The organism is Paraburkholderia caffeinilytica, assembly GCF_003368325.1.
In the GTDB taxonomy this organism is placed as follows: Bacteria; Pseudomonadota; Gammaproteobacteria; order Burkholderiales; family Burkholderiaceae; genus Paraburkholderia; species Paraburkholderia caffeinilytica.
The window spans coordinates 366315-386311 of sequence record NZ_CP031466.1 but is presented as its reverse complement, the minus strand read 5'-3'; the positions used below and the strand labels follow the sequence as shown (position 1 = coordinate 386311).

Annotated in this window: 16 protein-coding genes and 1 pseudogene; 4 read left to right on the top strand and 13 right to left on the bottom strand. The window is 60.7% G+C overall.

Annotated elements, in window-relative coordinates; genetic code table 11:
* The first annotated feature begins 360 nt into the window (after positions 1-360).
* Positions 361-1035, top strand: coding sequence for a DedA family protein (locus DSC91_RS01820; protein ID WP_115776557.1), 675 nt, complete (start codon positions 361-363; stop codon positions 1033-1035).
* Between the two features lie 221 nt (positions 1036-1256).
* On the opposite strand, the pseudogene DSC91_RS01815 reads toward DSC91_RS01820, so the two are convergent.
* A pseudogene (locus DSC91_RS01815) lies at positions 1257-1835 on the bottom strand (flagellar hook-basal body complex protein); the annotation flags it as partial.
* 54 nt (positions 1836-1889) lie between these two features.
* On the opposite strand from DSC91_RS01815, the gene DSC91_RS01810 reads away from it, so the two are divergent.
* Positions 1890-2594 (top strand): aminotransferase-like domain-containing protein, encoded by a 705-nt coding sequence (locus DSC91_RS01810; protein ID WP_229758376.1) that lies wholly within the window; start codon positions 1890-1892, stop codon positions 2592-2594.
* Between the two features lie 202 nt (positions 2595-2796).
* Here the strand turns inward: DSC91_RS01810 and DSC91_RS01805 are convergent, their stop codons facing one another.
* The 3 genes from DSC91_RS01805 to DSC91_RS01795 all read right to left on the bottom strand — a co-directional run bounded on the left by DSC91_RS01805 (position 2797) and on the right by DSC91_RS01795 (position 4827).
* Entirely contained in the window at positions 2797-3204 is a 408-nt protein-coding gene (locus DSC91_RS01805; RefSeq protein WP_115776556.1) for a cupin domain-containing protein, read from the bottom strand.
* A gap of 71 nt (positions 3205-3275) precedes the next feature.
* Positions 3276-3755, bottom strand: coding sequence for a carboxymuconolactone decarboxylase family protein (locus tag DSC91_RS01800; RefSeq protein WP_115776555.1), 480 nt, complete (start codon positions 3753-3755; stop codon positions 3276-3278).
* Positions 3756-3933: 178 nt separating this feature from the next.
* The gene (locus DSC91_RS01795; protein ID WP_115776554.1) at positions 3934-4827 is read right to left on the bottom strand and encodes an RNA polymerase sigma-70 factor; all 894 of its coding nucleotides are present in this window, start codon (positions 4825-4827) and stop codon (positions 3934-3936) included.
* Between the two features lie 435 nt (positions 4828-5262).
* Here DSC91_RS01795 and DSC91_RS01790 point away from each other — a divergent pair, with 435 nt between their 5' ends.
* Together DSC91_RS01790 and DSC91_RS01785 are read left to right on the top strand one after the other, a co-directional pair.
* The gene (locus DSC91_RS01790) at positions 5263-6264 is read left to right on the top strand and encodes a bestrophin family protein (RefSeq protein ID WP_115776553.1); all 1002 of its coding nucleotides are present in this window, start codon (positions 5263-5265) and stop codon (positions 6262-6264) included.
* A gap of 150 nt (positions 6265-6414) precedes the next feature.
* A complete protein-coding gene (locus DSC91_RS01785; RefSeq protein WP_115776552.1) occupies positions 6415-6855 on the top strand; it encodes a GNAT family N-acetyltransferase in 441 nt (146 codons plus the stop codon).
* A gap of 16 nt (positions 6856-6871) precedes the next feature.
* Here DSC91_RS01785 and DSC91_RS01780 read toward each other — a convergent pair whose 3' ends face one another.
* From DSC91_RS01780 to DSC91_RS01740, 9 genes are all read right to left on the bottom strand, one after another.
* Positions 6872-8230, bottom strand: coding sequence for a sigma-54 interaction domain-containing protein (locus tag DSC91_RS01780; RefSeq protein WP_115776551.1), 1359 nt, complete (start codon positions 8228-8230; stop codon positions 6872-6874).
* Positions 8227-11283 carry a peptidase domain-containing ABC transporter gene (locus DSC91_RS01775; protein WP_115776550.1) on the bottom strand — a complete coding sequence of 1019 codons (3057 nt, stop codon included), beginning with the start codon at positions 11281-11283 and terminating at the stop codon, positions 8227-8229. The genes DSC91_RS01780 and DSC91_RS01775 overlap by 4 nt, the downstream gene beginning before the upstream one ends.
* A gap of 81 nt (positions 11284-11364) precedes the next feature.
* A complete protein-coding gene (locus DSC91_RS01770; RefSeq protein ID WP_115776549.1) occupies positions 11365-12117 on the bottom strand; it encodes a peptidylprolyl isomerase in 753 nt (250 codons plus the stop codon).
* A gap of 37 nt (positions 12118-12154) precedes the next feature.
* Positions 12155-13528, bottom strand: a complete 1374-nt coding sequence (locus tag DSC91_RS01765; RefSeq protein ID WP_115776548.1) for a beta-barrel domain-containing protein — start codon at positions 13526-13528, stop codon at positions 12155-12157.
* Positions 13506-16157 carry an FHA domain-containing protein gene (locus tag DSC91_RS01760; protein WP_115776547.1) on the bottom strand — a complete coding sequence of 884 codons (2652 nt, stop codon included), beginning with the start codon at positions 16155-16157 and terminating at the stop codon, positions 13506-13508. The genes DSC91_RS01765 and DSC91_RS01760 overlap by 23 nt, the downstream gene beginning before the upstream one ends.
* Positions 16158-16388: 231 nt before the next feature.
* The gene (locus tag DSC91_RS01755) at positions 16389-17873 is read right to left on the bottom strand and encodes an efflux transporter outer membrane subunit (protein WP_229758383.1); all 1485 of its coding nucleotides are present in this window, start codon (positions 17871-17873) and stop codon (positions 16389-16391) included.
* A 257-nt stretch (positions 17874-18130) separates the two neighbouring features.
* Positions 18131-18415 (bottom strand): hypothetical protein, encoded by a 285-nt coding sequence (locus DSC91_RS01750; protein WP_115776546.1) that lies wholly within the window; start codon positions 18413-18415, stop codon positions 18131-18133.
* A gap of 288 nt (positions 18416-18703) precedes the next feature.
* Positions 18704-19147, bottom strand: a complete 444-nt coding sequence (locus tag DSC91_RS01745; RefSeq protein WP_115776545.1) for a DUF4399 domain-containing protein — start codon at positions 19145-19147, stop codon at positions 18704-18706.
* Between the two features lie 47 nt (positions 19148-19194).
* Positions 19195-19698: a DUF4399 domain-containing protein gene (locus DSC91_RS01740; RefSeq protein ID WP_115776544.1), complete on the bottom strand. Its 504-nt coding sequence runs from the start codon at positions 19696-19698 to the stop codon at positions 19195-19197.
* Positions 19699-19997 lie beyond the last annotated feature (299 nt).

Here is a 19997-nt window from a genome sequence, read left to right as displayed (position 1 = left end):
CTGCCATCGGGGCTACGGCTCGTTCCAATCGCAACGCAGCGAACCGCACGCGTTCCTTGACCGGCGTGTCAGCGTGCAACGCGCTCAGGAAATACACGTGCGGCCTGTTTGATCACACTCCATGCCAGAAGATTCATGCGAGCCCCCGCTGTCTGTTGCTTTTCCGGCAACACGAAAACCACCGTGCGCAGTCTTCTATACCGAACAAGACACACATACGATATGCGTTCAGATTCACTTCGCGCGCTATCAACGCAAGCGATTTCTGAATCAGCCGGGAAAGGAAACGGATAACCGTCGCGCAGGTCTTCCCGCTCGAGTGCTACGACCACGACGAAATCAATTTCTCAGGATCACACCATGTTTTCCCATGAACTGCTTTCTCGGTATGGCGCGCTCATCGTATTCTTCAGCGTGCTTGCCTCATCGCTCGGCCTGCCGTTTCCTTCCATCACGACGCTAATGACGCTCGGCGCCAGCATCGTTACTGCGAGATATGACCTCGCGCGCACGCTGCTTCACTTCGTCATTCTGCTCGGCGCCGCAGTTTCCGGCGGTGTTCTTGGCGACTTCCTCTGGTTTCAAGGCGGCAAGCGCTACGGCAAACGCGCCCTCCAGCTGATATGCAAACTGTCGTTCACGAGGCAATCGTACATTGCCAGATTCGAGTACTTCTTTTCCCGACGTGGCGCGCGTGCGTTGATGATTGTCCGCTTTGTTCCCGGGCTTTCGCTGATCGCCGTTCCTCTTTGCGGAGCCCTGGCGATCAAAACACGTTCTTTTATCTTGCACGACTGCGCCAGCGTAAGCATATGGGCATGCGCCGGTCTGCTCGCAGGTGCGCTGTTGGCCGACCGACTTGGCGCATTGCTCGCACATCTTCACCAAGCCGGGTGGCAGGTGTGGTTGTTGGGCATCGTCGCTGCGGTTCTCCCTTGCTATGTGTGGCTTGCTCATAGGACTCGCACACGAACCCCGATGGCAGAGCCACCGGGCGCGCCTCTCTGTCCCGCCGGCATCGCGGGCTATTGCTGATCGACGCGAGACCAAATCGACACGAAAACCACATGGCGTCCCTCAGGCGTCGAATACGCCAGACTTATCTGGTCCGATATTCGTAAGGTTTGCATTTTGCCTCTTCACAAGGTACAAGGCTTCGCACAAAACAGCATGCCAGCAACACGTTATCGAATCGTCCATCAACTCATAGGATGACGTATCAACTATATGTTGTTGAGCGTCTGGTCGACCGTCTGCTAAGTCTTGATCGTCTGTGCATTGGCCTGGTAGTCGCGTTGCGCCGTGATCAAATGAACAAGCTCCGCGGTCAAGTCCACGTTCGAGCCTTCGGTCTCACCACCTTGGAGCACCCCATCGTTGGTCGAACCGGGGGTGGAAATTTGAGCAACGCCAGATTCAGACGTCTACGCATACGCGTTGTTTCCAAGATTCACGAGACCATTCGGATTGTCGAAGGTCGCGAGCACCACCTGGCCCAGGGCAAGCGAGGTGCCGTTCGAAAACGAGCCAGTCAATACCCCGTCAGGACCAACGGAGAACGACGCGAGTTGCCCTGAACTATTGCCGTCTGGCTGCAAACTGATTACGCCGTTCTTCCCACCGTACTGGGTCGTACCTGTCAGATCCAGCGACAAGGATTGCGTCGTGGCCCCACCGTCCGCACCGTTAGGGATGGTGAAGCTAAGGCTGGAGGCGCCTGGCGAAGTGAGGCGGCCCGAATTGTCAAACGTGATTGCTACCAGATCGCCTGTTGGGTTCGGACCGACTGGAGTCAATGACAAACCCGAGGTCGCATATACCTCATAAGAACCCGAGTGGTTGATGTGCCCGTTGACCGGGACGGCCTTCGCGTGCAGGAGGGCATACGCATGGCGCCGTCAGCTGTTCTCGCCTACGTCACTCCGTCGCGACAGGCTCCACTGGGCATGCCCTTGTCCGCAGAACGGCGCTCTGCCTTGCTTCGTTGGGCGGCTTCGAGCGAAGCAATCATTTTCGAGGACGACTACGACAGCGAGTACTGCTTTCACTCAAGACCACTTCCAGCGCTCCGGAGCCTGCCGGGCGCGGATTTCCGCGTCGTATTGGCGGGAACATTCAGTAAGCTGATGTTTCCCTCGCTACGGCTTGCCTTTGTCGTATTACCTCCGCGTCTCGTCGAGCCGTTTATCCGGGCGACGTCTGTCACTGACCGAAGTGCCAACGGCTTGACACAGGCCGTCATGGCAGACTTTTTCGGCGACGGACATTTTGATAAGCACGTGCGTCGCATCAGAAAGATCTATGCGACTCGCGCACAGGCGTTCGAACATACGGCTCTGAAACACTGGAAGGGCTTGATCGACGTCCCACTGGCTTCCGCCGGTCTGGACGTCGTGGGTCACCTGTCGCAGCTCGATGAACGCACTGCCGTTCGAAGATTGAAGTCGGCCGGTGTCGACGCGGCGCCGTTGGGCCGATACACGCGGCGCCATAGCGTGGGCCAAGGTCTGGTGATGGGTTTCGCGCCCTTCAATGAGGATGAAATGGACCGGGCCGCGCAACGCATGGCCGTGGCCTTACGCGAGAGCACATGAGCCGCTCAAACGAGGTAAGCTGACGCGTGTAGCCGCCACGTGCGGCAACGTCTGAATGCTTCCATTTCTCTGGGGCGGATGCATCTGGGCCCGCGTTCGCTGCGCAGATCCGCCGACACTGGAATCGCCCCCCGACGATGCAAACACTGATGCCGCCGGCAAGCTAAACGGGCAAAAGCAGAGTGTCGCCACACGAACGTGCTTACTTCTCCGGCACGAGAACAGGCGCACCCTTGTCCTTCAGAAGAAGCACCAGGAACTTCGCGGGTTGGGTCTGGCTCGCGTTGCGCCCGACGGTATGTACATCGTTTGGCCCTTCATAGAAGGTCTGCCCAGGCGTGAGCGTGACCTCCTTGCCGCCCTTGACCTGCATCACGATCGATCCCTCCAGCACATAGACGAAGGCGTCCGCGTAATGCCGATGAACTGGATCGACAGAACCCGGTGGATAGGTCACGGTGATCATCAGCGCTTCCTTGCCGGGATAGTCGTCGAGCGGCTTTGTCATCAGCGGTGTCACGACGGCTTCGGGAGCCGCCGCACAAGCCACGCCGATATGCGCGCCCGCGACGACGAGCATTGCGATTGCGGTGTTCTTGAGTGGAAACATGGTGTGCCTGCCAAATAACGCGTCCCGCACATGCGGGACGAAGGTGGAAAGGATTGGAAGAACCAGACGGTTCAGGCGAGATTCGCCTTATCGAGGCCGAATGCCTTGTCGGCCGAACCCGGCACGGTCCTGAACGCGACGTTCGCGCGATTCCAGGCGTTGATGGACATGACTTCGTACGTCAGGTCAGACAGTTCCTTCTCGGAGAAATGCGTACGGACATGTTCGTAGATATCGTCGGGCACGCCAGGCTCGGCAAGCCTGGTCAACGCTTCGGTCCATGCGAGTGCGGCGCGCTCGCGCGGCGCGAAGAGCGTCGATTCGCGCCAGATCGTCAGATGATGGAGGCGCAGTTCACGCTCGCCATGCAAGCGTGCTTCCTTGACGTGCATGTCGACGCAAAAGCCACAGCCGTTGATCTGCGACGCGCGGATCGAAACGAGATCGCGGATCGATTGTTCGATTGCGCTGTCCTTCAGTTGATTGCTGAATTCGAGGAATTTCTTGAACAGCTCCGGCGATTGCTGAATGTAGTTGATACGCTGTGTCATGGACTTCTCCTGGTGAACACTCGCGCTTGGCGGATGTCGTTAGCGGCAACGCGCCGCACGAAGTCATCGTAGGCCGACGTGGCGTAGCACGGTAGACCCGCAAACGGGAGCACGGTGTTGTCTCCTGGACACCAATCAAATGCAAGCTAGCGCAGGCGGGACGGAGAAATATCAGCGTTCAGGTGTTGCCGTGTGCCGCGGCGATACGCGTCAGCTTATCGGGATTGCGCTGCACGAGAATACGGACGATGCGCGCGCCGTCCGTTTCGAATGACTGCGCCGATTCGAGCTTGCCCTCGACAAATCGCAGCAGCGCCCATTGACCGTTGAGCACCACGCGCGTGACGCGGAGTTCGCTGCCGTAGCGCCGGTACGAAGCGTAGAAAAGCTGTGCGATGCGCCGGCCGCCCACCATCGGTTTCGGGAAGCTCGGCACCTTGCCGCCGCCGTCGCCGTCGCCGTCGCCGATCAGCATCGCGTCTTCGGCCAGCAAGGCATTGATCGCCGTGAAATCGCCGCGCTCCAGCGCCTGCGCGAAGGTCCGCAGCAGGCGGCGATGGGTTTCGCGCGGCACGGCATAGCGTGGCCGTTCTTCGCGTAGTTGCGCTTTGGCGCGGCTGACCAATTGGCGGCACGCGGCCTCCGTCTTGCCGATGGCTTCAGCGACTTCGTCATAGTCCGCGTCGAAGACCTCGCGTAGCAGGAATGCTGCGCGCGCCTCCGGAGTCAGCCGCTCGAGCAGCATCAGAAAGGCCACCGAGACGTCGTCGGCGCGTTCCCTGACCCCTTCTGGCGTAGCCGACGGGTCGGTCATTTCAGGTTCTGGCAACCATATGCCCGAATAATGTTCACGCTGAATTTTTGCCGCGCGAAGACGGTCGATACACAGGCGCGTCGTGACTGCGACGAGCCACGCCTCAACATTCTCGATGGCTTCCCGGGGCGCCGCATACCAGCGCAGCCAGACGTCCTGCACGATATCTTCGGCCTCGGCAATGGACCCCAGCATCCGATAGGCAATTTTGTGCAGCCGAGGGCGAAGCCCATTGAAGGCGCGCGCGTCGTCGTTCATGAACAGATCTCTCCAGCCGTGTGAATATATGAGCGCCAGTCCGACAACTCTCTGACACCAGGCTATTGCCACGCATGGAATTGAGATCGCCGTGTGAGACGTCGTTGGCCGGATGGTCCGAGCATCGTGCGGCGCCGACAATGCGGCGCCGGGATCGAACCCGGCCGTCATCATAGGCATGCCTTGTCCTCAACGGAAGACCAAAAACGGACGCTTCCGTGTTGTCTAAAGAACAACAATCACAACTTGAGTCAACCGTTTAGCATGAAGTCCGGCGGAAGATTTTCGGTCATATGTCACAGAACTCGAGCGTGCAACGTCTTAGGGGAGGAGCGGTCCGGCCGGTGTCAATTGGGCGTGGAACGTGGCGCCGGGTGCGCACGTTGTCCGCGTCCTTTTTTCATTACTCACCTGCTGTAGCCTGAGACACACAAAATGCACCTTGGAAAATCCTATAAGCTATTGGAGTTTTTGATCTGGACTCGACGACAAATCTACGGACTTCTCGTTTGCGGTTCCGTGCCGGTCGTTCTATACAAATTTTTTGCTCTTACATGGCTGTCGGTACCTCTGACGATCGTAGTTCTGCTCGGAACCGCGACGTCGTTTATCGTTGGCTTCAAAAACGTTCAGACATACAACAGGGCGATGGACGCCCTCGACATCTGGATTGACATATTGAGCAGAAGCCGTCGCTGGGGCCAAATTGCACGCGATCTTGTCAAAGACGAAGACATTTCCCGAAAACTGGTGTATCGGCACCTTGCCTGGCTGACCGCGCTGCGATATGAGCTACGTCGACCCCGTATCTGGGAAAGCACGAGCAAGCGTTCCAACGCTGAATATCGTCGGTTCTATCGTGTGCCGGAGTGGGAAAGAGACATTAGCGAAGTATTGCCGGAATATCTGTCTCCCTCGGAAACAGCGCAAGCGCTTTCCTCCACTTCTGTCGCAACATTCGTGCTGAGCCTGCAAGGCGCTTCGCTCAAGATGCTTCACATTGCGGGGCACCTGAATTCAAGCTTCTACATGGAGCTTCAACGGGCTGTGGGGGACTTCATCGATCTCCAGTCAAGATCGGAACGTTTCAAGAATTTCCCCTATCCACGCCAATATGCAACGGTCAGTTCTTTATTCGTGAGGTTCTTCTGTTTGCTCTTCCCATTCGGGCTGCTTCACGAATTCGATAAGCTGAATGATGGAGTGAGTGGCTTCATGCATGGCAACATGGTATGGCTGGTGGTGCCATGCAGCGTCGCAGTATCGTGGATGTATACGTCGCTCGAGCAGGTTGGGGAAAGCACCGAGAACCCGTTTGAAGGCGGCGCAAATGACGTTCCCATTTCAACGCTGTGCAGCATCATAGAGCGCGATCTGAAGGAGATGCTCGGAGAACATGCGGGCGATCCATCCAGCCAGCCGATCATCGCGCTATAGGGAGTCCGTTGTCCTTGCGTGGCGGCTGCGTCGAATTCGGCTAGCGACACACCGCACCCGCCTGATGGCTTGGTCGAGTCGCATATTCTTGGCTCTATCGACCGGGCCGTGCGCCAGGTATCGTGAGCGTCGTTCCTCATGGAGACGCACATGCCCGCCTCGCTTCGCTTCATTCACCTCGACACGCCCGATTCGCTTCTGCCCGCATTCGACCTCATGCGCCAGTTGCGCCCGCATCTGACGGACGCGCACTCGTTCGCCGCGCTGGTGGCCAGACAGCATGTGGAGGGCTATCGCCTGCTCGCTGCGTCCGACGCGGGCCGCGTCGTCGGCCTCGCCGGTTATCGCACATTGACCAGCCTGCTGTACGGCCGCTTCGTCTACGTCGACGATCTGGTCGTGGATAGCAGGCTGCAGCGTGGAGGCATCGGCGCGCAACTGCTCGACGCGGTCCGACAGATTGCGCGCGAAGCCGGCTGCGCGCAATTCGTGCTCGACACGGGTCTGCACATGGCACTTGCGCAACGCTTCTATTTCCGCAATGGGCTGCTCGCGCGAGGCATGCACTTCGTCGAACCACTCGATCAATGACATCGAGCACCCAGCCTCAATTATCGCCATCTTCTTCATCGTGCTCATCAGCCCCGTTTCTGCCCGTGGGCGGCGCATTGCGATTGCGAAAATCCTTCGAATGCAGACCATGCTTCTTCAGAAGCATTTGCAGATGCGAGCGGTTCATGTCGATGCGTCGCGCCAATTCCGCGACCGTGCCGCTCACCTCGCGCAGGCCACGCTCCAGGAAAGCCTTTTCCGCGTCGTCGCTGGCGGCGCGCTTCGCGTCGCTTAGCGACATCAGATTCGCCACGCTGATCGGCTCCTGCCCCGTCGCAGTGACCGCGTTGGCCAAAGCCTCGGCCGAGCCGGGCGCGGCCGGCCGCATATCCAGCGGCAGATGCTCGACATCCGCCATGTCGCCGGCCAGACACGACACGCGATACATCACGTTGCGCAGTTCACGAATATTGCCTGGGTACGCATAGTTCAGCAGGAAGTCCCGCAGTCTCGGCGTCAATCTGACGGGCCTGCGCTTTAGCGTGCCGGCGGCCTCGTCACCGAACCACGCAATCAGCAGCGGTATCTCATCGCGCCTCTCGCGCAGCGGCGGCAACGTGACATGAATCACGCTAAGACGGTAGAACAGGTCCTCGCGGAACTTGCCCTCTTCGCTGAGCTGCCGCAGATTGCGATTGGTCGCCGCGACGATGCGCGTATCGACGGCAATCGTTTCATCGGAACCCACGCGCTGAATCTCGTGCGCTTCCAGCACGCGCAGCAGCTTCACCTGACCGGCCAGCGGCAACTCGCCGATTTCGTCGAGAAAGATCGTGCCGGTATGCGCACTTTCGAATTTCCCCTTGCGGTCATTCGAAGCCCCCGTGAACGCGCCCTTGCGGTGACCGAACAATTCAGACTCCAGCAGATTGTCCGGAATCGCGCCGCAATTCACGGAGATAAACGGTTTGTCGGCGCGTGAACCGTTCGCGTGAATCACTTTCGCCATCAGCTCCTTGCCGGTGCCGCTCTCGCCGTCGATCAACACCGGCAAATCGGTCGGCGCCGCCTTCTCGGCGATTTCGAGCGATTCGAGCAAGCGCGGATTGTCGCCGAACGTCCCTTCGAAAATGAAGCTGCGCTCGATCAATGCCTTTCTGCGCGCACCACGCGATTGATCGGCCGGCGCCGCGGGCTCTGCAGCCGTCGCGGCCTGCACGAAGCGCTCCTTGTGCGAGAGCTGCATGACCTCGTCGCGCAGCGAAGTGGCTTGCCGGAGCAGCTTGTCGATGTCGGCGCGTTCGAGCCGGGACGACCAGCGCAGCGTCGAGCGCAAAATCTCGATGCGCTCGATCAAGCCTGCGTATGAAATCGCCGGACTGGACTCTTCTACCTGGTCGAGTATCTTCATCATGCACTCAACTGTTTCTGGACCAGCTGGTAGTACATGCCGCCGCGCTGGATCAGTTCATCGTGACGGCCCTGTTCGACAATCGCCCCTTCGTACAGCACCAGAATCTTGTCCGCGCGCATGATGGTGCTGAGCCGGTGCGCAATGATCACCGCCGTCCGGCCTTTCAGAATATCGTGCATGTTGCCGAGAATATTGCTTTCCGATTGCGAGTCCAGCGCCGAGGTCGCTTCGTCGAAAACCAGCAGACGCGGATCGTGATAGAGCGCCCGCGCGATGCACAGCCGCTGGATCTGTCCGCCGGACAGGCCAATGCCGCGTTCGCCGACAATCTGCTCGTAGCCGAGCGGCATCTTGCTGATGAACGCGTGCGCGTCGGCCATTTTCGCGACCTCTTCGATGCGGCGCCGCTCGGGCGCGTCGTCGCCGCTGGCGATGTTCTCGGCAATCGTGCCGGAAAACAGCAGATTGCTCTGCATCACATAACCGATTTGCGCGCGGTAATAGGCCTTGTCGACCACGCCGAGGTCATAGCCGTCGATGGTCATCTTGCCCTCGGTCGGTGCGTAGAAGCCGACCAGCAACTTGGCGAGCGTGGTCTTGCCGGAACCGCTGCGGCCCACAATCGCCACCAGTTCGCCGGGCTTGATGTCGAAGCTGATGTTTTCCAGCACATACGCCGAGTCGTTCTCGCCGTAGCGGAAATAGACGCCGCTCAGGCTGATCTCGCCTTGCAGTTCAGGCAGCATCACGCGCGAAGGCAAGTCCTGCGGATTCTGTTCCGGCTCGATATCAAGCACGTCGCCGAGGCGCTCCATCGCCACGCCCGCGTCATTCAACATGCTCCATAAACCGACCAGTCCCATCAGCGGGCCCAGCACGCTGCCCATGAACGCATTGAATGCAATCAACTGACCGATGGTCATTTCGCGCGCCAGCACCAGATTCGCCCCGACCCACAGGATGGCGATCGTCGTCGCCGCATTCAGCAACTGGCTGCCGAGTCCAACGAGAATGTTGAAGGCATGCGCGCGATACTGCACTTCAAGCGCCTTCGCGTACTTCTTCTCCCAGCGCAAGCGCACCGGCCGTTCGATGCCCATGCCCTTGACGGTCTCGACACCGGCAAGCGCTTCCATCAGAAACGACTTCGATTCGGTCGAGGCGGTGAACACCTCGCGCGCATAGTTCTTGATCTTCGGCGTGGCGAGCGCGGTCAACGCCATGATCGGGATCACGAACGCGATCAATACCAGCGTCATCTTCACGTTGTAGACGAACATGATCGTGAAGTAGATGAACACCATCAGCAGATTCAACGCGGTGGTCACCGTGGATTCGGTGAGAAAGGCACGGATCGTCTGGTTCTCCTGGAAGCGCGCGAAGATATCGCCGGTTTTTCGTTTGGCAAAAAACGAGAACGGCAGGGACATGGTGTGCTTGAAGAATTGCGACATCATCGCGAAGTCCATGTTGCGCACCATGAAATTCGCCAGATACGCGCGAATCGACGACATCAACTGCGAAAACACATTGGCGATGATCAGGCCACCGATCAGCAGATGCAGCAGGCTGACATTTTGATGCACGATCACGCCGTCGAGAATGTTCTGAATGATGAGCGGTGGAATCACGCCGAGCACCTGAATCACGAAGGTGGCAAGAAACAGGTGGCCAAGAATCTTCTTGTACGGCCTGAGGTAGCCGACAAAGCGTATCCACGGTGAACGCGCGGCCGACATCTGCAACAGATTCGGACCGCCGGTAAAGAGCAGACATGTGCCGCTCCAGCCGCGCTCGAAATCCTCAACCGTCATTTTCCGGAAACCGATTGCCGGATCGGCGACCCACACGTAGTCCTTCGAAAGCCCGTACACCACGACATAGTGGTAGCCCTCCCAATGCACGATGAAGGGCAGATCGAAGCCGCGCAAGGAATCGAATGTGCATTGCACGCCACGCGCGGTGAAGCCGAGCGATTCGCCCGCGCGCGCGAGACTGTCGAGCGTGGCGCCTTGCGTCGTGACGTTGGCGAGTTCGCGCAGTTTGCCGAGCGTCATCGGGATGCTGTAGTGGCGGCAGACCATGGCGAGGCACGCAGCGCCGCAATCCATTTCCTCAGCTTGTTCGACCAGTGCAAAGCGCTTGATGACCTTTTCACCGAATTCGGGTTTGGTCTGCAAGTCGAGCATCAAGGGCAATTTGCGCCGCTGTTCGAGACGCTTTTGCCGCTGCAATTCACGGTCGCCGTAACGAATCCGCTCATCCAGAACTTCGCGCAGCTTAGGATTGCGCTCCAGAATGAAATGGACGGTTCGCTCCGGAATCACCAGCAGCCGCGTATCGGTCGTGGCCACCACCGACGCCATTTGCTCCTGCCGCATCAAACACGCCTTCTCGCCGAAGATCTCGCCTTCGCCCAGCGTCGCCAGCGTGTAGTCGTGGCCTTCCTCATGACGGACGATGCGCACGCCGCCTTGCCGCACCACATAGAGCCGCCGGTCGTCACGCCCGTCCTGCTTGAGAATTTCCTTGCCGGCGGCCACCCGCTTCACGCCGACGCTGCGCACATATTCTTCGAGTTCCGCCTTGTTGAGCTTGCCGCGCAGATCGAACAGCTGCGCCACGAAACCGCCGGCCGAACTGATCGCCACATAGCTCGCGATAAATGCCAACGCGGCCTGATTGCCGGCGATCACCGGCTCGATCGCGGCGCGGGGAATGAACAGCAATTCGGTTTTCGCCGACGCCCGCACCGACGCCTCGTGCACATACGCGCGCAACATCGCAATGTCGGCGAAAATCTCGCCGGTCTTGCGCACGCCCATGCTGGTTTCCTTGCCGTGCTCCTCGGTGAAGATACGCACCGAGCCCGAACGAACCACATAAAGACCGTCAGCCGTCTCGCCCGCCGAGCACACCGTTTCGCCGAACGAATAGAAGCGTGCCTGCGCGTATTCGGCAAGACGCTCGATCTCGTCGCGCGAGAATGGCGAGAGAATTTCCACCGAGGTGAGAAACTCGGCAGCGGAGGGCGCGGTCTGGGGGGCATCCATGGGCTTGCGGACCTCGGTTCGGCTGTGCGGTACGTTGCGTTCCTTTGTTGCGATGCGAAATGCGAAACGTGAATCGCGCGGCTAGCGTGCTTCGATCACATGCTCCTGCGCGCGCGCGATCAACCAGCTCTCACGCAGCAGCCGTCTCACTTCCGAGGCGACATCCGCGTCGAGCGCCGCCGGATATTTCGCCGTCACGGCGAAGATCTCGAAGCACGAGCGATCCGCCGATGGAAACGGCCCAAGCAGATCGCCCACCGCTGCATTGAAAATCTTCGCCTCGATGTCCGGCTTCAACGATCCGCGCAACACTTTGCCGATCACGCCGCCGGCTTCGCGCGTATCCGCGATCGAATGTTCGCGCGCCATGTCGGCGAAGCTGTCGGGATCGTCGTGCAGATACGAGATCATTTCCTTCGCCTTGCCCTCGCTATCGAGCACGATGTGGCTTACCTCGATCGCATCGAACTTCGGCGAATTCAGCGCGAAGTAATCCTTGATCGCCGCCTCGTTGCCGACCACGTCGAGCATCTTCTCCTGATACAGGCCGTCGGTAATGAAGGCCTCGAATTCGTCGAGGCTCACGCCGAGCGCATCGAGGTACTGATTCATATCCGTCGCGCGATGCAGGCCGCGAACGCGGCGGAACTGGTCGGCGCGCTGCTGGATTTCGTCGGCGGTGACGGCCATGCCCTGTTTCCTGGCCGCATGCACCGTGAGCTTGTCGCGCACGATCTGCTCGATCAGGCTATCGAACTGGCCGGTCAGTTTCAGAAGACGAATGAACTCGGCAACGTCCACGACTTCGTCATCGATTCGCACTATCGCGGTCATGGCATCCGCTCCTTTAATTGACGTGTAATCGGCGCGCTCATCCCGCCACCTGCCTGAATGGATCGAGCCCCAGGTCGATCAGCCGCCGCTCGCGCACTACGATCTCGGCGCTCGCCGTCATGCCGTAGCGCAGCGGATAGCGGGTGTCGGCAATCTGGTAGTAGTTCTTCTCGAGCGTGACTCGGCCTTCGTACACCGGCTGCTTGTCCTGCAAGGACGGCTTGGTGGCCGGTGAAATATAGGCGAGCGTGCCGCTGATCAGCCCATAGCGCTGATACGGGAACGCGTTGAACTTCAGCTTCACCGGCTGGCCCTCATGCAGAAAAGCACGATCGTGTTCGGCGATTTCGATCTTCAGCACGGGCTTCGCGTCTTTTGGCGCGATACCGCCGAGCGGCGCGTTCGCCTGGATCTTGTCGCCCCGCTGCGTGGAGGTCACGTCGGTGATGACGCCGGAGACCGGCGCGAGGATCAGCAGGAAGTTGTCCTTGTCGATGTTCTCGAAACGGATCCGCGCGGCGGCTTCGGCCACGAGGCGTGCGGTCTGCAGTTGCAGGCGCAGTTTGTCTTCGGCGTCGGTGATGTCGCGGACGGCCGAGTCGTACTGGAGTTGCAGATCGGTAGTCTGCTGGCCGCTGGTTTCGAGTTGCGCATTGGCCTGCGCGTATTCGTGGCTCAGGCGGAAATCCAGTTCCGCGAGTTTCGATTGCGCGACGCGGTAGGCATTGTCCGCTTCCATCGCGGCGGTGCGCTTCTGTTCGACCTGCAATTCGGCGATACCGCCGCCGCCTGGCTGCGCGAACAGCCGCGAGTAACGGTCCAGTTCCTGACGGGCCGCTTCACGCGTGCGCCGTGCGTTGTCGAGCACGCTGCGCGCTTCGTCGAGTTCGGCCTTCTGGCCCTCGGCGAGCTTGGTTGTGCCCTCGGAGACGCGATTTTCGTGCAGGCGCGCTTCCACTTCCATCTGCGCCTTCAGCGCCGCCGCCTTGCGCTCCATCAGCGCCTTCTTCTCAGGGAACTGCTTCCAGTCGCGCTCGGCGTCTTCGAGCTTGAGTTGCGCCTGCAACGCGTTGCTCGCCGCCTCGATCGCGCCGCGCGCATTCAGCCGCGCCAGGACGTCGCCCTTCGATACCGGCTGCCCCTCGGCGATGTACAGATCGGCGAGCTCGCCGTCGATCGGCGCATAGATGCGGCGCACTTCGGATTCCGGCGAGAGCGTGCCTTGCGCGCTGACGATCACATCCGCGCGCCCCACGAACGACCACAGCAAGCCGGCCACCACCAGCGCGACCATCGCCCAGATCACCGCGCGAGCGATCCGCACCGGCTCGGCGGTCAGGATCGCGATGCCTTCGACGCTGTGATCCTCCAGCGCCTCCGACAACGGCCTAGGGTGATTGTCGCGCTTCACTCTGCTCCCCTCCGATCAACGCCAGCTTCGCCTTCAGGAGTCCCGGGTCCAGCACCATGCGCAACTCGGTCAGCGAGCGGCGCTGCAGATCCGCTTCGGCCTGAATATCCGCGAGCAGACGGTCGAAGTCGGCGGGATGGTCCGCCTTCAGTTGCGTGTAGATGCGCATGCCCTGTTGCGCGGCGGACTGCGCATCGGCAAGCAGACGCGCCTCGCTGCGAAAGCCGGGTGAAATCCCCGCCTCCAGGCGCTGCGTGCCGCCGATGGAACCGCTCGCCCGATATTGTTTCCACAGGCTTTGCGCGCGCAGCATCAGGTCCTGAGCGCGAGCCAGCGCTTTGTCATGCAGGGCGGCGACGTCTTTCTGAATCGATTGCACGAGCCATACGTCGGCTGCCGGATCGAGGCTGGCGTAGAACGACAGCAGGCGCTCGTCATAATCCTTGCCGCCACGGGTCTTCTGCAAATCGGCGAACTGGTCCAGCAGCGCTTTCTTGTGCGCCAGTTCCGCGGCGATCACGTCGGACCACGGCCCGGCAGGCATGGCCTGCAAATCCGCCAGCGCCTGCTGGGTGTCGCCGCGCTGCCAGGCAGCGGTCGCCGCGTCATGACGCTGGATGACGTCCGCCGACGGGAGCCGGCTCGCGGACAATTGCTGAAACTGCGCCTGAAATGGCGGGGTGGCGAAACGCACCGTCTTCATCAAGGCGAGCAATGGCGTCAGTTGCCGGCTGAGCGCGGCGTTCAGCACCTCGGTGTAGTGGTGCAGATCTTCCCGCACGCGATCGAGGCCGGCGAGACGCGGGTAGCGCTGCGCATAGTCGTCGAGGACAGCAGGCAGCGCATCGGGTTTATCGCGCTCCAGTTCGCTGCGAATGGTGCCGTTCAGGCGGTCGATGGCGGCGAGATACACCGAGTCGTCGCTCTCCAGTTTGCGCAGATGGCTCAGCGCCTGCGCGTAAGGCTCCGCAAAAATGGGCACATACGAGGCGATGCGGTCGAGCGCGCGCTGATGGCTCCTGGCGTCGTCGTCCCAACGTTGCAGCAGGCCGCCGATGGTCGCCTCGTCGGCGTACATGCGGATCGGCGCATCCACCCCGCCTCGCCCCGCCACGAAGCGCTCGAGGTCCCCCACCCATTGCAATTCGCCCACCAGAGCGGTGGCATCCACATTGTTCGCGCTCAACGTTCTCATCTCCTTGAGCTGCGTGTCGGCCTGGTCGAACTGCGCCTTCTGCAGCGCGTCCAGCCAGCCGGGGAGTTTCGCCTTCAGCAGCGCTTCGCTCGCCAGCGCGCTGACTTTCGTGTCGGCGGGATGCTTCGCCAGATAGCCGTTTGCCGCTGTCACGGCGCTGGTGTAATCGCCGCTCGCCAGCAGGTTCCTCAACTCGCGCTCCGACGACCCGCGCAGGTAGAGTGTCAGCGCGACGGCCACCAGAATGGCGAAGGCCGCGCCGCTCCACCACATGGCGCGACGCGACAGGGTGTGATCGCCACCCGCAAAGGCCTTGCCGAGTTCTTCCGCGAGCAGACGCCAACGCTGTGGCCGGCCCTTCGCTGTGTTCGTTCCGTGCGCGCCGTTCGAGCTTTGTTTGCCTTGCGCGCCGTTTGCGCCATGCGTACCGTTGGCTCTGTTTGTGCCGCTCGTGCCGCTCGTGGCGCTCGCGCCGTTCTTACCGCTCGTGCCATGCGCACCGCCCGCCGGTGTGTCGCGCCTCGCATGCGCGGGTGCGGCCGGCGCCGCCTCGTTGACTTCATCCTCGCGCTGTAACCCGGGGTCCACGCAAAAGATATCGAGGAACGAATGCGCGGCGGCCACGAACGTGGTCTTGTCGGCATCGGCCGCTTCGTCGGCAGTGGGATTGAGGAATAGCTGGGTCACGGTCGGCTCGACTTCAGGGGGTTTTTGCAACGTCACCCTGTAGACGAAGTGGTCGCCGCCAAATGCAAGGACGTCCCCCTCCACAAGCGGCAGTGCGGTTTCGTCGAGCCGCTTTCCGCCGACGAATGTGCCGTTCGTGCTGCCGAGATCTTCGAGGTAGAGTTCACCGCCCTTCAGAAAGATATGGGCATGACGCCGCGAGATGTAGTTGACCTGATGCGGATAGCGATCCTTGTAGCGCGAGAAGACCTCGTCCGCCTTGCTGATGAGAAAGGGGAATGCCTGCACGTCGATCGGCTGAAGCTCGAGGTCGTCGCGCTGCGGCACCAGCAGCAGGCCGGGCGTGCTCGCCGCGCGTGCGGCGACGACCCGTGCCCGCGGCTCGATACCCACCCGATAGCAGAGCTCGCCGCCGAAGCACAGTTCGTCGCCGGCCCGCACCCGCGCGGGCGCTTGCCGCACCGCGTTGCCGTTGAGCGTCGTGCCGTTCTTGCTGCCGAGGTCGGCAACGTAGGCGGCGCCGTGTTCCATGAAAATCCTCGCATGGCGGCGCGACAGGCGGGCAATGCGTTCGGCGGGATAGTCGGTAAATGGCGCCTCGGTTCGGCCTATCGCGAACAGGCTGTCGACGATCCGGATCGCGTCGAGTGCGGGACGCTGCGCGGACGCAACCGGCGACAGCACCACGTCGAACGTGGCGTCCAGTGTCGCGCGCATCTCAGCAATCGGAGCTTCGCCGGCGGTCATTTTATCTGGATCACTAATCGTTTACCCGCTGCGACGGGAGCACAACAGAAACGGAAATAGGAACTTCGGCGAATGACGGCTGTTGTTCTGGTGAGCCGGGCGTAACCCAACTCCTTACAAATTTTAAGTCACGCATGGCAAGTGTCAATTTTCAGATCGTCGGTTGTAAGAGCCATTCATGCGTCGTATGCAGCCGCGATGCGCCACACACGCACCACGCTCCGGATTAGCTCAGTGTTCCTTTACTTCCGCCTGCACATCCACGCTCGGCCAACCGCCGCCCAGCGCCTTGTAAAGCAACACCGTGTCGGACAGAATCAGCTGATGATTGGCGAGCAGTTCCTGTTGCGCTTCCAGCAAGGTCCGTTCAGTTTCGAAAACTTCCAGTTGCGACACCAGGCCCAGACGCAATTGCGACTCGATCTGCTCGGCGACGGTTTGCAAACGCGACACCTCCTGCTGTAATTCCACACGCTGCGCCTTGTGCGAATTCAGATTGACCAGCGCGTTCTCCACTTCCTCGAATGCGCCCATGACGGCTACCCGATACTGCTGCTCGGCAACCGTCGATTGCGCTTGCGTGACTTTCACATGCGCACGCACGCCAGGATCGAGCAGCGGGATGTTGATGCTGGGCATGAATCCGTAGGTGAACGACTTCAGCAGATCGGTCAGTGCAAAACTCGCCGTGCCGCCGTGGCCGGTGAGGTTGATGGTCGGCAATTGCGCGAGCTTGGCCTGGCCGACCAGATCGTAGGCTTCCAGCACTCTGAACTCGGCGGCCACCACATCGGGGCGCCGTGCAAGGAGCTGCGCGGGCAAGCCTTCCGGCACTACGGGCAGTTGCACGCGTTGCTGCAAATGCCCTTTGGGCAACTGGAACTCGCCCGCCGGCACGCCGAGCAGCGTGCACAACGCGTTGTTCGCGACATCGCGCGAGCGGCGCAGTTCGAGCAGCTGATTCGTTAGACGGTTGATCTCGGCCTGCTGACGCAACACCTGGGTTTGCGGAATGAGGCCATTGCGGCGCTGACCATCGTAGATGGCGAGAATCTGCCGGTTCGTGACCAGCGTTTGCTGCTGCTGTTCGATCTGGTCGTCGAATTGCAGGATCTGGAAGTAGGTGCTCGAGACGTTCGCCACCAGTTCCAGATAACCGGCGCGCCAATCCGCTTCGCTTGCGTGGAACTCGGCTTTTTGCGCCTGCACGCCCTTCTCCACTTTGCCCCAGATATCGATGTCCCAGCTCACCTGCGTCGCGACGTTGTACTGCTTGGAAAACGTCTGGCCCGTAGTCTTCTGGAAGTCGGCGCCGCCGCCGAGATCCATGGTCGGCAACGCACCGGCTTTGGCCTCGCCGATCTGCGTGCCGGCCACGTCGATACGCGCGGCCAGCACCTTGATATCGAAGTTGCCTGCGATCGCTTTCGCGATCAGCGTGTCCAGATACGGATCGTGGAAGCCCTTCCACCAGTCCTGCTCAATGGTGGCGGACGCCGATACCGGCGAGCCTTTCTGATCCGACCACGACGCCTTGGCGGGCGTATCGGGCCGCTTGTAGGCGGGCATGCTGACGTCGACACACGCGCTCAGCGACAGTGCGCAGACCGTTGCGACGCAGAGTCCGCGCAGCGCCGCGGCCGTGCGGCTCGCACTCGCCAGCCCACGGTCCTGACAACGCCGCGCCGCGGCATTGAAAAAGCGCTGACGAACCATTGAATCAAGCAACGCTGACACGATTTTCTCCGATGACGCCGGCTACGTTGCACGAGGAGAACGCGCTTTTTTAAGTAAAGCATGTCCTGCCGCGCTTCACCATCGAAGCAGTGCAGGAAGGTCGGCGCGGGGATCGAGCGGTGACGCTGGGGTCGTGTGGAAAGAACGATTGGATGCGAAATCTTTTTGACGCGCCGCGGTTTCCCGGGCGACGCGTCCCGCGGAGGCCTGAGAGCCTCCGCGGCGGCCTGCGCCGTTCAATACACGTTGATGTTGTTGCTCGAGCTCACATGCGGGTCGATCGTGGTGGTGACACCAGCGACGAACGCTGCGTTGTTGCCGTTGGCGCTCTGGATGTTCATTTCGTTGCTGATCAACTGCGTGGCGGTGACGTTCTTGCTGTTGTTCGGTGCGACCACCGGGCTGAAGTTGAAATACGACGTGCTGGGGTAACCGTAGCCGTAGCCGCCGCGCACGGCGCTCATCGCCTTGCTGTCGAGTTGTTCGGTGATGGACAGGTCTTTGATCATCAGCGTGTTCATGGTAAATCTCCTGGAAGGGAACATCACAGTCTTGCGGTTGGGATCGAGCATCTTGTCTGCTCGAGTGTCACTAATGCATGGGCTGTGCCAGCTTTGCTTTCCGATCCTAAGAAATCTTTCGAACGGCCGTAGATAAAGGATTTCGGGGATGATCCGCCGCCCGGTGCAGCGCGACGGCGACGATGCGGCCGGTTGGAGCTGATGGATTGCAGCCAACAACGCCGCCGGATATGTTGGCTATGACGTGACACTGAAACGAGCCAGCCACGTTGTCGTGTCGAACCCGTGTCAGCGCGCAATCACGGTGATCTTCTTCGAATACACCGGCGGGTTGTGCGGTATATGCATGTCGTCGCCCATCAGCAGCTGCAGCGTGTGCTTGCCGGGCGGCAGTTGAATCGTCGTTTCCGTTTCGCCCGCGCCGAAATGCAGATGGTTGCGGTCATTTGGAATTTCCTGGTCCATCGGCGGCAGGTCGGTGTCGATCAGCAGATGATGGTGCCCGGTGTTTGGATACTTGACGCCCTTCGGCGCCACGCCCATATAGCGCAGGCCGAACCACACCCGAAAAGGCTTGTTGGCCGGCACGACCTGGCCGTCGTTCGGATAGCCGATATAGAGGTGCGCGCCGGCCGGCGACGGTGTCATGCCGGCTGTAGCGAGATTCGGCGAGGCCAGTGACGCCAATGTCACAAGTGCCACGAGCGCCGCGAGCGCGATGATCTTGTACATGTTGGTCTCTCCGTCCTGGCGGACCCGCTTTGAATGAACGGGACGCGCTAGTCTTTTAGCACGGTGATGGTGATCTTCTTCGAATACACGGGCGGCACATGCGGCACGTGGTTGTGGTCGCCGAGAATGAGTTGCAAGGTGTGCTTGCCCGGCGGCAACTCGATGCGCGCGTCGGTCTCACCCGCACCGAAATGCAGGTGATTGCGGTCCGACGGAATTTCCTGGTCGAGCGGCGGCAGGTCGGTGTCGATCAGCAGATGGTGATGACCGGTGTTCGGAATCGCCACGCCCTTCGGGCATACGCCCATGTTGCGCAGCCCCATGCGCACCCACAGCTTGCCGCCGTGAATCACCGTGCCATCCGACGGCCAGATGATGTATTCCTCGGCGCCAGGCGGCGAAGGCGTTTGTTCGGCAAACGCGGACGCAGATAGTGACGCGATACCGAGCAGGAGCAAAAGCGTGGCGCGCCAGGCCGTACAGAGCGCGGTACGCGTCGCCTTCGTTCCATGACGTATGTCGAGCACGCCGAGTGTGAGGGTTCTTCGCATTGCGCACTCTCCCGAAGAATGGTCATCGCCGCCACGGCTGAGCAAAGCGCGGACCGGACGCTCCGGCTGGATGTCGCGGGCGCTCGCGTCGTTTCACGCGGGTCCGCGCGGCGGGTTCGCGTCGCGGGTTTACGTTGCGGGTATACGTTGATGAGCCGCTACCTTATTAAAACGGGCGTACTGCCCTACTTTGTGAATTAGCTTAGGACGTAACTTGCCAAAAAGATACGCCACACTCGTTAACCGTATAACGCATTGACGATGCGCCGACCGTTGTGACGCGCAAACCGCGTGCTATC

Excerpts from the sequence above, each read along its gene's own strand:
- DSC91_RS01780 (WP_115776551.1), bottom strand. The coding sequence starts at position 8,230 with ATGATGAAGATACTCGACCAGGTAGAAGAGTCCAGTCCGGCGATTTCA.
- DSC91_RS01800 (WP_115776555.1), bottom strand. The coding sequence starts at position 3,755 with ATGACACAGCGTATCAACTACATTCAGCAATCGCCGGAGCTGTTCAAG.
- DSC91_RS01745 (WP_115776545.1), bottom strand. The coding sequence starts at position 19,147 with ATGTACAAGATCATCGCGCTCGCGGCGCTCGTGGCACTTGTGACATTG.
- DSC91_RS01775 (WP_115776550.1), bottom strand. The coding sequence starts at position 11,283 with ATGGATGCCCCCCAGACCGCGCCCTCCGCTGCCGAGTTTCTCACCTCG.
- DSC91_RS01750 (WP_115776546.1), bottom strand. The coding sequence starts at position 18,415 with ATGAACACGCTGATGATCAAAGACCTGTCCATCACCGAACAACTCGAC.
- DSC91_RS01740 (WP_115776544.1), bottom strand. The coding sequence starts at position 19,698 with ATGCGAAGAACCCTCACACTCGGCGTGCTCGACATACGTCATGGAACG.
- DSC91_RS01810 (WP_229758376.1), top strand. The coding sequence starts at position 1,890 with ATGGCGCCGTCAGCTGTTCTCGCCTACGTCACTCCGTCGCGACAGGCT.
- DSC91_RS01820 (WP_115776557.1), top strand. The coding sequence starts at position 361 with ATGTTTTCCCATGAACTGCTTTCTCGGTATGGCGCGCTCATCGTATTC.
- DSC91_RS01770 (WP_115776549.1), bottom strand. The coding sequence starts at position 12,117 with ATGACCGCGATAGTGCGAATCGATGACGAAGTCGTGGACGTTGCCGAG.
- DSC91_RS01790 (WP_115776553.1), top strand. The coding sequence starts at position 5,263 with ATGCACCTTGGAAAATCCTATAAGCTATTGGAGTTTTTGATCTGGACT.
- DSC91_RS01760 (WP_115776547.1), bottom strand. The coding sequence starts at position 16,157 with ATGACCGCCGGCGAAGCTCCGATTGCTGAGATGCGCGCGACACTGGAC.
- DSC91_RS01785 (WP_115776552.1), top strand. The coding sequence starts at position 6,415 with ATGCCCGCCTCGCTTCGCTTCATTCACCTCGACACGCCCGATTCGCTT.
- DSC91_RS01805 (WP_115776556.1), bottom strand. The coding sequence starts at position 3,204 with ATGTTTCCACTCAAGAACACCGCAATCGCAATGCTCGTCGTCGCGGGC.
- DSC91_RS01755 (WP_229758383.1), bottom strand. The coding sequence starts at position 17,873 with ATGGTTCGTCAGCGCTTTTTCAATGCCGCGGCGCGGCGTTGTCAGGAC.
- DSC91_RS01795 (WP_115776554.1), bottom strand. The coding sequence starts at position 4,827 with ATGAACGACGACGCGCGCGCCTTCAATGGGCTTCGCCCTCGGCTGCAC.